The sequence below is a fragment of the Kitasatospora sp. NPDC007106 genome (genome assembly GCF_040634455.1).
Lineage (GTDB): Bacteria > Actinomycetota > Actinomycetes > Streptomycetales > Streptomycetaceae > Kitasatospora > Kitasatospora arboriphila.
Genome location: NZ_JBEYFP010000132.1, coordinates 1 through 12,643, shown reverse-complemented (window position 1 = coordinate 12,643; position 12,643 = coordinate 1). Strand labels below are relative to the sequence as shown.

At 75.1% G+C, this 12,643-nt stretch carries 9 protein-coding genes; 5 read left to right on the top strand and 4 right to left on the bottom strand.

Annotation, left to right across the window (positions count from 1 at the left end):
• The 3 genes from ABZ641_RS14265 to ABZ641_RS14255 all read right to left on the bottom strand — a co-directional run.
• Window positions 1–1,773, bottom strand: a 1,773-nt coding sequence (locus ABZ641_RS14265; RefSeq protein WP_359981764.1) for a protein kinase, incomplete at its 3' end; no start/stop codon positions are given.
• Window positions 1,770–2,390, bottom strand: coding sequence for a hypothetical protein (locus ABZ641_RS14260; protein WP_359981761.1), 621 nt, complete (start codon window positions 2,388–2,390; stop codon window positions 1,770–1,772). The genes ABZ641_RS14265 and ABZ641_RS14260, both read right to left, overlap by 4 nt.
• Before the next feature lie 129 nt (window positions 2,391–2,519).
• Window positions 2,520–4,661, bottom strand: coding sequence for an N-6 DNA methylase (locus tag ABZ641_RS14255; protein ID WP_359981759.1), 2,142 nt, complete (start codon window positions 4,659–4,661; stop codon window positions 2,520–2,522).
• Window positions 4,662–4,893: 232 nt separating this feature from the next.
• On the opposite strand from ABZ641_RS14255, the gene ABZ641_RS14250 reads away from it, so the two are divergent.
• The 4 genes from ABZ641_RS14250 (at window position 4,894) to ABZ641_RS14235 (ending at window position 6,997) form a co-directional block, all read left to right on the top strand.
• Complete coding sequence (locus tag ABZ641_RS14250) at window positions 4,894–5,481, top strand: DUF4352 domain-containing protein (RefSeq protein WP_344626830.1); 588 nt, start codon at window positions 4,894–4,896, stop codon at window positions 5,479–5,481.
• 282 nt (window positions 5,482–5,763) lie between these two features.
• On the top strand, window positions 5,764–6,120 hold the full coding sequence (locus tag ABZ641_RS14245; protein WP_359981756.1) for a hypothetical protein: 357 nt from the start codon (window positions 5,764–5,766) through the stop codon (window positions 6,118–6,120).
• Window positions 6,121–6,185: 65 nt separating this feature from the next.
• Window positions 6,186–6,584: a hypothetical protein gene (locus tag ABZ641_RS14240; protein ID WP_359981753.1), complete on the top strand. Its 399-nt coding sequence runs from the start codon at window positions 6,186–6,188 to the stop codon at window positions 6,582–6,584.
• Entirely contained in the window at window positions 6,581–6,997 is a 417-nt protein-coding gene (locus ABZ641_RS14235) for a hypothetical protein (protein WP_359981750.1), read from the top strand. The genes ABZ641_RS14240 and ABZ641_RS14235 overlap by 4 nt, the downstream gene beginning before the upstream one ends.
• A gap of 51 nt (window positions 6,998–7,048) precedes the next feature.
• On the opposite strand, the gene mfd is transcribed toward ABZ641_RS14235, so the two are convergent.
• Window positions 7,049–10,663: a transcription-repair coupling factor gene (gene mfd, locus ABZ641_RS14230; RefSeq protein ID WP_359981748.1), complete on the bottom strand. Its 3,615-nt coding sequence runs from the start codon at window positions 10,661–10,663 to the stop codon at window positions 7,049–7,051.
• A 645-nt stretch (window positions 10,664–11,308) separates the two neighbouring features.
• On the opposite strand from mfd, the gene ABZ641_RS14225 reads away from it, so the two are divergent.
• The coding region (locus tag ABZ641_RS14225) for a hypothetical protein (RefSeq protein ID WP_359981746.1) at window positions 11,309–12,643 on the top strand (1,335 nt) is incomplete at its 3' end.

The window sequence follows — 12,643 nt, the reverse complement described above, 5'->3', positions numbered from 1 at the left end:
GTGTCCACGCAGCAGCCGGCATACCCGATACGAGGAGTGGGGACTGGCGTTCAGACGTGTCCTCTCCCGAACGGAGGCCGGGCCGACCCGCCGCGGGTCGGGCCGTCCGGCGCCCGGCGGCCCGGCGGGCCGCGCGGGGGGCGGCGTGGGGGCCGCCCGCGGGGTCGCGCCGGGCAGCGGGGTGGCGGTGCGCAGGGCGCCGATCCGGTCGAGCAGCGCCCGCAGCCGACGGACGTCGGCGTGGTGCGGGCCGCGGCGGCGCTCGGTGTCCAGCAGGAGTTCGAGCAGGGTGTGCCAGGCCCCGTCGTGGTCCCCGGCGGCGGTGAGCAGCCGGCCGGTGCGCTCGCGGACCTCCAGCGCCCGGTCGGAGTCGGGCTGCAGGGCCGCGGTGAGCGCCCGGTACTCGGCGAGCGCCTCGCCGGCGCGGCCGAGGCGTTCCAGGCAGTCGGCGGCGCGCTGCCGGTGGTCGAGCGCCGCCGGGTCGTAGGGGCCGCGCTCGGCGGCGGTGGCGGCGGCGAGCACCCGGTACTCGGCGAGCGCCTCCTCGGCGCGCCCCTCCTCCAGCAGGGTGCGGGCGCGGATGGTCCGGACGGTGTGCAGCAGCGGGGCGCCGTCGCCCTGGGCGGCGGCGATCCGGGGCAGCAGTCCGGCGGCGAGGTCGACGACCTCGGTGTGGCGCCGGGCGGCGACCAGGTCGGAGAGCCTGGCGCAGTCGGCGGCGAGGTCCTCGTCCGGCTCGGCGGCCTGCGGCGGGACGGCCGCCATCAGCACGGGGACCGGGTCGGCCGGGGTTGCCGGGGCCGGCAGTGTCAGCCGTGCGGGGGCGGGGGCGGCGGTGCGGGCGGGGGCCGGGTGGTGCGGGTGTCGGAAGGGGCGGGCCGGGTCGGGCAGCGGGCCGTAGGGCGGCTGCGGTCCGGCGGACGGCCCGGGGAGCAGCGGCAGCAGCACCGCGTGGACCTGCTGGGCGTCGGCGGGGCGGTCGGCGGGCTGCTTGGCGAGCAGCGCGAGGACGAGGTGCTCCAGGGCGGCCGGGACGTCGGGGCGCAGCTCGCGCAGCGGGGGCGGCGGCTCGTCCACGTGCCGGCGCAGCACGCCGAGGGCGGTGGGGGCGGTGAACGGGGCGTCGCCGGTGAGCATCTCGTGCAGCAGGCAGCCGAGCGCGTAGAGGTCGCTGCGGGGGTCGACGCCGGCGGCGAGGGCCTGCTCGGGGGCCATGTAGGCGGGGCTGCCGATCGGGGTGCCGGTGAGGGTGAGCCGGGTGGCGTCCGGGTCGAGGGCGGTGGCGATGCCGAGGTCCAGCAGGACGGTCCGGCCGTCCGGACGGAGCATCACGTTGCTGGGCTTCAGGTCGCGGTGGACGACCGGCACGGCGTGCACGGCGGCGAGCGCGGAGCAGAGCTGGGCGGCGGTGGCGACGGCGCGGTCGACGGTCAGCGGGCCGTCCTCGGCGAGCAGGTCGGCGAGGCTGACGCCGGGCACCTGCTGCATGACGAGGTAGAGCTCGCCGCCGTCGGTGCCGGCGTCGAAGACGGTGACCAGCCCGGGGTGGTCGAGGGCGGCGCTGATCCGGCTCTCCCGCAGGAAGCGGCGGCGCAGTTCGTCGCCGCGGCTGCGGGTGGCGTCCTCGGGGCCGAGCAGGTCGGTGCGGAGCAGCTTGACGGCGACCCGGCGGTCGAGCCGTTGGTCGTGGCTGGCCCAGACCTGGCCCATGCCGCCGTGGCCGATCTTCTCGGTGAGCCGGTAGCGGCCGTCGACGACCCGCGCTCCGGTCACGGCCGGCCGTCCCCGGCCTGCCGGCGCAGCAGTTCACCGAGCTGCTGCAGGTCGTCGCTGCCGGGGGCGGCCCGGACGGTGGGCGGGTGCGGGGCGGGCGCGGTCTGCTGCGGCTGGTAGGGCGGCTGGTGCTGTTGCGGCTGCGGCTGGTGCTGCTGCGGCTGGTAGTACGCCGGGGCCTGCTGGACCGGACCCGTCCGGGTGGGGGCGCCGGGCGGGTAGGGGCTCGGCAGCAGGAGTCCCTGTGGCGGCCACGGGGTGGGGGCGGCGTCCTTCCCGCGGCCCCAGATCGCCGCACTGTCCATGATCAGGAAGTGGGCGGGCGCGCCGATCCAGAGCACGATCGCGGTCAGCCCGGTCACGTCGGCGTACCAGGTGCCGGTGGTCTCCTTCGGCGAGAGGCCGAGGACGACGTACATGGTCAGCTGGACGAGCCCGAAGAACACCGCGCCGAGCACGTCCACGGCCCGGCGGCGGCGCGCGGCGAGCAGGACCGACGGCGTCATGCCGAGCAGACCGAAGGTCAGCAGCGGCACCAGGCAGACGAGGATCCTGTGGAGCAGGCTGAACGGGCCGCCGGCGCTGGGCGCTGGCTGCCCGTACAGGGGGCCGGACATGGGCGCTCCTGTGCGGGGTCGAGGGTGTGTCGCACACCGTACCGTCACACCGCCCGACCCAGCAGGGCCTTTCCGCCCCGTGGCGCACCCGCCCCGCCCGACGTACGGTCAGGCCCGCCCGGACGGGCGCTACCGCTCCGTCAGACCGCCTGCGGCCAGGCCGTCGGTGAGCCCCTGGGCGAGGCTGCGGCCGAGGGCGGCGGCCCGGTCGAGGGCGGCCTCGAAGTCAGCGATCCGGCGGAAGGCCGCGCCGAGTGCGCGCTGGCGCTCGGGCGGGACCCTCGGCAGCTCCACCCGGCGGACGTCCAGCCGGGTGGTGGTGGAGGCGTAGCTGCTGGCCCGGCGGGCGCTGCCGGTGGCCCGCAGCACGCCCGCCAGGAAGTCCGGGTCGAGCTGGGCCGGGTCGGGGCGCAGCAGGTGCAGGCGGGGCCCGAGGGCGACGCCGTCCAGCGGGTCGCCGGCCCGCACCACCCGGGCGGTGCCGCCGCCGAGGGCGGGGACGAGGACGTCGCCGGGGCGGGTGGTGAGCGGGGTGCCGCCGGCCGGCGCGGTGGCGGTGGGGGCGGCGCCGGTGAGCAGGTCCTGGTCGGTGAGGACGGGGATGCCGGGCGGGCCGTCGCCGGACGCGGCCGGCAGCACGCCCTGGCCGCTGGAGTGCACCTCCAGGGCGCCGGCACGGGCGAGTTCGCCGACGGTCACCAGCGGCGCGGCGGCGGGTGACGGGGTGTCGGAGACGGCGGGCAGGGCGGCCGCCGGGTCGGCCGGGCCGGCCAGCAGCTCCGCGAGCCGGGCCTGCAGGTGGTGCAGGGCGGCCGCGCCGCCGTCCGGGGCCGCGGCGGGCAGGTGGCGGGCCGGCGAGAGGTCGGTCTCGTCGTCGAGCAGGTCGAGGGCGGGCGCCGCGCTGTGGACACCGGGCCGGTCGGCGGGCAGCGGTGCGCCGGTGCGGGCGGCGGCGTCGAAGGCCCGCCAGGTGTCGAGGACGGTGCGGTGCAGGGCGGGCCAGTCGACCCGGTCGCGGCCGCCCTCGGCGGCGGGGTGGGCCGCGGCGGCGTCGAGCAGCAGGACGCGGCGGAAGTCGTCGCCCGGGCGGGGGCCGCGCAGCAGCCACAGGTGCAGCGGGACGCCGTACGGCGGGGCGGTGCCGGCGGGCAGGGCGACGACGGCGCGCAGCGCGCCGGAGCGGACGAGTTCGGCGCGGATCCGGCGGCCGGCCCGGCGGGAGGCGACGGTGGGCGGCAGCAGCAGGGCGGCGAGTCCGCCGGGGCGGGTGTGCGCGAGGCAGTGCAGCACCCAGGCGAGTTCGGACTCGCCGCGCGGCGGGACGAGCCCGCCGGGCCAGCGGGAGTCGTACTGGAGCTCGTCGTGGCCCCAGTCGCGCTCGTTGTAGGGCGGCTGGCAGAGCACGGCGTCGGCGGCGAGGCCGGGGTGGGCGTCGGCCCGGAGCGAGTCGCCGGGGCGGAGGTCGAGGGCGAGCGGGCCCGGCGTGCCGGGCGGGGTGTGGAGGGCGAGCCGCAGCAGGGCGAGGGCGGTGTGCACCGGGTCGAGGTCCTGGCCTCGGCGGTCGGCGCCGGGGCCGGCGGCGAGCAGCAGGGCGCCGAGTCCGCAGGCCGGGTCGAGGACGGTGTGCGGGGTGCCGCCCGCGTCGAGGGGACCGTCCGGGTCGGCCGGGGCGGCCAGCTCGGCCAGCAGCGCGGCGGCCTCGGGCGGGGTGGCGGTGCTCGGCCGGGCGGCGGCCTCGCCGTGCCGGGCGAGCAGGTGCTCGTACGCGCCGGTGGGGCCGTGCTCGGCGGCGAGCCGTTCGAGCATCCGGACGAGGTCGAGGTAGGTGGCGCCGGCCAGCCGGGGCAGGGCGAGGAGAGCGGCGCCGTCCGGGCCGAGCGCGGTCTGCGCGGTGTGCTGCAGCAGGCGGGGCAGTGCGGTGGCGAGCCGGGTGTCGGGCTCCTCGCGCAGGGCCTGCCAGCCGGCGGGGTCGCGGTGCAGTTGCAGCAGCAGGGCGCCGGCGGCGATCAGGGGCGCGGCCGGGTGGCCGTCCGGGTCGCGGAGGGTCTCCAGCTGCTGCCGGACGCGTTCCAGCAGGGGCAGTTCGGCGATCTTGCCCTGGCTGCGGAGCCAGTGCTCCACCTCGTCGAGGCGGAAGGTCGGGCTGGTGTCGGTGCCGCCGGCGGGCTGCGGGAAGTCGGGGTGGCGGCGGCGCCAGTTGCTCACGGCGGCCCGTCCGACCCCGGCCAGGCGGGCGATCTCGACGGCGGTCACCTCGGGACGGTCCGGCATCGGGGCTCCTCGGTCGGGCGGCGGGCGGGGCCGGAGGAGGCGGTGCTGCCGTCCACGGCGCGCGTGTGACCGCCCAGCATAGCCATGCGTTAACCCGCCATCGTTCACACGTGAACAGAGGTGTTTCATGAATCGCCGTTGACAGCGTTCACAGCTCATGGTGTGATCTGGTCATCGCCGAAACGGCCCGCAGCCGCGGCGAATCAACCAGCCACCGTTGGGAGTTCACGCCATGAACCGCAGCACCGCCCGCCGCTCCGCCGCCGCCCTGCTCGCCGCCTCGCTGGTCGCGCTGGGCGCCACCGCCTGCAACACCGGCGACTCCTCGGTCTCCACCGAGGCCAAGAAGCCCGCCGCCGGCGCACCGGCCTCCGCCGGCGGCGCCGCCAAGCCCGCCGCCGCGGCGCCCGCCAAGGTCGGCGACACCATCGCGCTCAAGGGCTTCGAGAAGACCACCACCGCCGACGTCACCGTGGTCAAGGTGGTCGACAACGCCGAGGGCGAGGACGAGTTCAGCAAGCCCGCCGACGGCAAGCGCTTCGTCTCCGTCCAGTTCCGGATCAAGCCCACCGGCAAGGCCTACAGCGACGCCCCCGCCAACAGCGCCAAGCTGCTGGACGCCCAGGGCCAGTCCTTCACCACCAGCCTCTACGACACCAAGGCCGGCCAGGGCTTCTCCGGCTCGGTGAACATCGCCCCCGGCGAGAGCGGCCTCGGCTTCCTGACCTTCGAGGTGCCCAAGGACGCCGTCCTCGACAAGGTCCAGTTCACCCTGGACAGCGGCATGGCCGACCAGACCGGCCAGTGGAAGCTCGCCTGACCGGGTCACATCCCGGTCCTGATCCTGCGACAGTTCGCCGACGAGGCACCGCTCCGGCCTCGCGTTGCCACCCCGCCCCGTCAGGATCGGGACCGCATGTGCCGTCGCCGGCGGCACGGCGGCAAAGGGGGAACTGTGAACGACATCCACGTCCGCACCGGGACACCGCGGGATTCGGCGGCCGCCGACCGGGCCCCGGCGGAGCGGTGAGGCATCGCCTCCCGCATGGCGAGCCGTCACGCACCGCCGTTGCGGACCCGAGCCCGCGGCCCCCTTCTGCTGATGCTCGCGGGCTGGGCCTGCACCGTCCCCGCGTTCACGTCGGACAGCGCCGTACGGGCCGTGGTCTCCCGGTGCCACGACAGCCCGGGAGCCCCGTGGTACGTGCTGCCGCTGGCCTGGACGGCACTCGCCGCGGGCGCCACCGCCGCCCTCTGGGGCGGATGGCTGCTGGCGGTGGTCTTCCGTGCCCGTTCCCACCCGGTGGGTGCCGGGCACGCCCTGCTCTGCGCGATGCTGCCGCTGGCCGTGGCCGGCGTGCTGTTCCAGGCGGAGGGCGTCCGCACGGCCGACCTGCGGACCGGCCACCAGGACAGCGCCTGCTCCGGTCTCGGGCGACCGGCTCCGCCGGCCCTGTGACGGAGCCGAAGGCCAGGGTCCTGAAGGTGCGCGACGTTCCCGTCGCACCGGACGGGGGCCGACCCATGACGCACACCGCAACCGCCGAGCGCTCCCGAAGGTGGAACCGCCTGGCGGTCCTGCTCACCGCCTCTGTCCTGCTGGGGCTCGCCTGCTCGCTCTGCGCCGAGGCCGCGGACCGCCGGTTCGTGACTGCGCCACTGGCGGCGTGCCTCGACAGCCCCGGGCTGCCCGCTGCCGCGCTGGCTGCCGCCTGGGCCGGGGTGGTGCTCGGCGGCGGCGCCCTCGCCGTCATCCCGGTCCTGCTGCGGACGGGCACCCGGGGTCTGCCGGGCGAACAGCCCCTGCTGGTACCGCTGCTGCAGACGATGGTCACCGTCGGGGTGCTGTGCCTCGCCGCCGAGGCGATGACGCTGCACGCTCTCCTCCCCCACATCGGCCCGCACCACGCGAGGTGCCTGTGACCGCGGCCGCCCGCACCGGCCGCCTTGCCGACCGCCGGTACGGACAGCGGCGCGCGCTGCACACGGTCCTCGTCCTCGTGGCGGCCGGGCTCGTCTGCTCCCTGCACCTCGCCGCCCAGCGCATCGGCCACCGCGCGGTGGCGGCGTGCGACCCCGACCCTGGAATCCCCGTCACGGCCCGGGTCGTCGGCCTGGCCGGCCTGCCGGCGGGCGCCGCCGCCCTCGCACTGTGCCACCACCTGGTGGCGGCCGGGAGGCTGCCGGAGGCAGCACGGAGCCGACGCGCGGCGATCGGGCTGCGGGTACTGCTCGGCCTCTCCGCGGTGTACGTCGCGGTCGAGGTGGTACAGCTCCACCTGGCCGCGCCGCACTTCCTCTCGCGACCGCCGCTCGGCCCGTGCGACCTGCCGTGATCGCGGACGGACCGGCCCGCCGGGGCCGGCCGGTCCGTCCGCGGCGGGGCGTCAGCGCTTCGCGCCCGCCAGGTCGTCGAACATGGTGGTGAGGAACTCCGTGCTCCAGGCGAGGAGTTCACGGCCGAGCAGCGGCTTGCCGCCGATCCGGCCGCCGCTCACCGGCCGCGGCACCAGCAGCTGCGAGGTGGTCGCCTTGATCTGGGTGCGCGGGTAGAGCCGGTTCAGCCGCAGCTGCTGCGATTCGCGCAGTTCCACCGGCCCGAAGCGGACGAAGTTGCCCTGCAGGGTGATGTCGGCGATGCCGCACCGCCGGGCGTACAACCTGAGGCCCGCCACCATCAGCAGGTTCTCCACCGGCTCCGGCAGCTTGCCGTAGCGGTCGGTGAGCTCCTCCCGGACGTGGACGATGTCCTCCTCCGAGTTGACCGCCGCGATCGAGCGGTAGGCCTGCAGCCGCAGGCGCTCGCCGGGGGCGTAGTCGTGCGGCACGTGGGCGTCGACCGGCAGCTCGATCTTCACCTCCAGCGGCTCCTCCTCCGGCTCGCCGCCGCTCTCCAGCGACTCCCGGAACTCCGCCACCGCCTCGCCGACCATCCGCATGTAGAGGTCGAAGCCGACGCCGGCGATGTGGCCGGACTGCTCGCCGCCGAGCAGGTTGCCGGCGCCGCGGATCTCCAGGTCCTTCATGGCGACGTACATGCCGGCGCCCATCTCGGTGTGCTGGGCGATGGTGGCGAGCCGCTCGTGGGCGGTCTCGGTGAGCGGCTTCTCCGGCGGGTACAGCATGTAGGCGTAGCCGCGCTCCCGGCCGCGGCCGACGCGGCCGCGCAGCTGGTGCAGCTGGGAGAGGCCGAAGGTGTCGCCGCGCTCCACGATCAGGGTGTTGGCGTTGGAGATGTCGATGCCGGACTCGACGATCGTCGTCGACACCAGGACGTCGAACTCCTTCTCCCAGAAGTCGACGACGACCTTCTCCAGCTGGGTCTCGCCCATCTGTCCGTGCGCGGTGGCGACCCGCGCCTCGGGGACGAGGTCCTTCAGCCGGGCGGCCGCCTTGTCGATCGACTCGACCCGGTTGTGGATGTAGAACACCTGGCCCTCGCGCAGGAGTTCACGACGGACGGCGGCGGCGATCTGCTTCTCGTCGTACGGGCCGACGAAGGTCAGCACCGGGTGCCGCTCCTCCGGCGGGGTGGTGATGGTGGACATCTCGCGGATGCCGGTGACGGCCATCTCCAGGGTGCGCGGGATCGGCGTGGCCGACATGGTCAGCACGTCCACGTTGGCCCGGAGCTTCTTCAGCTGCTCCTTGTGCTCGACGCCGAAGCGCTGCTCCTCGTCGACGATGACCAGGCCGAGGTCCTTGAAGCGGGTCTCCGAGGAGAACAGCCGGTGGGTGCCGATGACCACGTCCACCGAGCCCTCGTAGAGGCCCTCCAGGACGGCCTTCGCCTCGCTGTCGGTCTGGAACCGGGAGAGCGCCTTCACGTTCACCGGGAAGTTGGCGTACCGCTCGGCGAAGGTCGAGAAGTGCTGCTGGACGAGCAGGGTGGTCGGCACCAGCACCGCGACCTGCTTGCCGTCCTGCACCGCCTTGAAGGCCGCGCGCACCGCGATCTCGGTCTTGCCGTAGCCGACGTCGCCGCAGATCAGCCGGTCCATCGGGACGGACTTCTCCATGTCGGCCTTGACCTCGCCGATGGTGGTCAGCTGGTCCGGGGTCTCCGCGTACGGGAAGGCGTCCTCCAGTTCGCGCTGCCACGGGGTGTCCGGGCCGAAGGCGTGGCCGGGGGCCGCCATCCGGGCCGAGTACAGCTTGATCAGGTCGGCGGCGATCTCCCTGACCGCCTTCTTGGCGCGCTGCTTGGTCTTCGCCCAGTCCGCGCCGCCGAGCCGGTGCAGGGTCGGTGCCTCGCCGCCGACGTACTTGGTGACCTGGTCGAGCTGGTCGGACGGCACGAACAGCCGGTCGCCGGGGTGGCCGCGCTTGGCGGGCGCGTACTCCAGCACCAGGTACTCGCGGGTGGCGCCCTGCACGGTGCGCTGCACCATCTCCACGTACTTGCCGACGCCGTGCTGCTCGTGCACCACGAAGTCGCCGGCGGTCAGCGCGAGCGGGTCGATGGCGTTGCGGCGCCGGGACGGCATCCGGCGCATGTCCTTGGTGGAGGAGCGCTGCCCGGACAGGTCGGTCTCGGTGACGACGGTGAGCTTCAGCGCCTCGTCGACGAAGCCGTGCTCGATCGAGCCGCAGGAGACGTACACGACGTCGCGGGTCGGCGCCTCGGCGAGGTCGGCGACCAGCCGGGCCGGGATGCCCTCGCCGGAGAGCACCTCGGCGAGCCGGGAGGCCGGGCCGTGGCCCTCCGTCACCATGACGACCCGCCAGTCGGCGTTCAGCCGCTCCTTGGCGTCGGCGATGGCCCGGGCGGTGTCGCCGCGGTACGCCTCGACGGCGTGCATCCCCAGCGTCAGGGTGTCCGCGTCGAACTCGAGGATGCCGCTGACCGTGGAGTCGCTGGTGGCGAACGGGCTGACCGACCACCACGGCAGCCCGATCTCCGCGGCGTGCTCGCGGACGTCCGCCAGGGACCACAGCGAGGCCGCCGAGACGTCGATCTCCTCGACGTCGATCGGCCGGTCGCCGCCGGAGGCCGCGGCCACCCAGGACGCCTGCAGGAACTCGTGGCTGGTCGCGACCAGGTCGGCCGCCCGGGTGCGGACCCGCTCCGGGTCGCAGACCACCGCGATCGAGCCCTTGGGCAGCACGTCCAGCAGCAGTTCCATGTCGTCCACCAGGACGGGCGCGAGCGACTCCATGCCCTCGACCGCGATGCCCTCGGCGATCTTGTCCAGGATCTCCACCAGCCCCGGTTGCCGGACGGCCAGCTCGGCGGCCCGTGCCCGCACCTCGTCGGTCAGCAGCAGCTCACGGCAGGGCGGGGCCCACAGCCCGTGCTCGGCGATCTCCAGCGAGCGCTGGTCGGCCACCTTGAAGTAGCGGATCTCCTCGACGTCGTCGCCCCAGAACTCCACCCGCAGCGGGTGTTCCTCGGTCGGCGGGAAGACGTCCAGGATGCCGCCGCGCACCGCGAACTCGCCGCGCTTCTCGACCAGTTCCACCCGGGCGTAGGCGGCCGCGGCCAGCCGGTGCGCGACGGCGTCCAGGTCGTGCTGCTCGCCGCGCTGCAGCGCCACCGGCTCCAGCTCGGCCAGCCCCTTCACCTGCGGCTGCAGCACCGAGCGGACGGGCGCCACGATCACCTGCACCGGCCCGGCCGCCGCGTCGTCGGCCCGCGGGTGGACGATCCGGCGCAGCACCGCGAGGCGGCGGCCGACGGTGTCCGAGCGCGGGGAGAGCCGCTCGTGCGGCAGGGTCTCCCAGGCCGGGAACTCTGCGACGGCGTCGGCGGGCAGCAGCGAGCGCAGGCTGGCCGCGAGGTCCTCGGCCTCCCGGCCGGTGGCGGTGACGGCGAGCACCGGACGGCCGCTCTCGCCGGCCTTCGCGGCCAGCGAGCGGGCCAGCGCGGCGACGGCGAACGGCCGCGCGGCCGGCGGTCCGACGAGGTCGAGGTGCTGCCTGTGGCCCGTGGCCGCCGCTTCGATCGCCTCGGCGAGGGCGGCGTCCCGAACGACGACATCGAGCAGTCCGGACAGGCTCATGCTTGTTGGCTCCACGGCTGGAGGGCCCGGCGCCGAGCGGTCGGCCGGGCAACGCGAACGGCCCGGCACGCGGAACGCCCCGGGGGTGTCCAGCCTACGCCGCGCCGCCCCCGGACACCCCGTGCACCGGGCGGGGCGGACGGCACACAGCAGGGCAGAACGTCAAGAACTCGACATACTCCTGTCACTGCCCGTCCATGGACGCCGCGCAGGATGGTTCACGTGCCCGCCGCACCCAACCGTGGGGGATGGCTGCAGCGGCGCCGTCGCAGCCCGATGGGGGTCGGGAGTGCGAAGGCCGGACGGCCCTGGGTGGGGGCGGCCGGCAGATGTGGAGGCCCGGGCGGCCCCTTCGCGGGGGCGCCCGGGCCTCGCCCTTTCCCGTGGTGCGCGCCCTGCCCGTCCGGGGCCGGTACGCGCCCCTTCCTGCCCCCGGCCCGCCCGGAGAGGCGCACGGCAATGTTCCGAATGCTCCCTTTGCGCCCCTTTTTTCACGATATGCGCATGACAGCAGGGGGAACCCTCCCGGCGTCGGCAGGGCGCCCGTACTCCCGGAGCGAGCCCCCAGGTCTCCGGTGACGGCACGGCGTCCGGCCGGCCCCCTCCGCACGCAACCCACCCGAACATGCGAACAGGAGCCAAGCCATGGCCGGCGACCTGAACATCCACGAACTCGCCGTGATGGACGCCCGTGAGGCGCCCCCGGCACCCCCCGATCCGCAGACCGCCCTCCCCGAGGCGACCCCGGTGCTGCACCGCTACGGCCGCGTCAACGTCGTCCAGCCCACCGGCGGGAGCAACGGCGCCACCGAGGTCCCGGACGACGAGCTGCCGCTGATGACCCAGGTGGAGGCACTGGGCGTCAAGGCGCTGAGACTGCGCGAGACCCCGACCTATCGCGCGGTGAAGCGGGCCCGCCCGCGCGACGGCGAGCTCTGGACCTCCCTCGGATCCTGCACCACCGTCGTCCCCACCCCCGAGGTCGACCTCGGCGCCCCCGGCTTCGCCGGTGCCCCGGCACCCGCCCCCACCAGCTCCTACCTGGAGGGCAGCGTCGCCGTCGGCATCGTGATCGTCGAGGGGCCGACGGCCGACCTGCAGTTCACCGAGGCCGAGCGCACCAAGGTGGTGGCCGAGGTCCAGAACGGCCTCAGCTGGTACTCGACCACCAACCCGGCCGCCGGGATCACCTTCACCTACGACATCCAGATCGTGCGGATCGACACCGCGGCCGACCCGGGCGCCGCCGACCTGGAGGCGCTGTGGCGCGACCCCGCCATGGGGGCGCTCGGCTACAGCGCCGACTGGAACGGCGTGGTGTCCTACGTCAACGACATCCGCAACCGCTTCGGCACGCGGTGGACCTACTGCGGCTTCTTCACCAAGTACCCGCTGGTGCACTTCGCGTACGCGTCCATCGGCGGTCCGCGGATCGTCATGAACTACGCCAACGACGGCTGGGGCCCGGACAACATCGACCGGGTGTTCGCCCACGAGACCGGGCACATCTTCGGCTGCCCCGACGAGTACGCCGCCAGCGGGTGCGACTGCGGCGGCAGCTGGGGCCGGTTCGGCACCCCCAACAGCAACTGCGAGAACTGCGCGGCGGACGGCGTCGACTGCCTCATGCGGGCCAACACCTTCGCGCTCTGCCCGCGGACGCCGAGCCACCTCGGCTGGGCCACCAACGTGGCGGGCAACCCCGCGCTGCTCCAGGGCCGGTTCGGCCTCAACGGCAACTTCGAGCTCACCGTGCCCTCGGCCTACGACGGCATCGACTTCCTGTGGCGCAACAACGACGACCCGAACCTGCCCTGGGGCGAGCCGACCCAGTTCGGCCAGGAGCTGGGCCGGGTCGACGCCCTCACCATGATCCAGAGCAACTACGGGTCCCCGGGCAACCTCGAACTCATCGCCCGGGCCCGGGACACCCTGCAGTTCTTCTGGCGCGACTCCGGACCCGCCTTCCACTGGAACGGC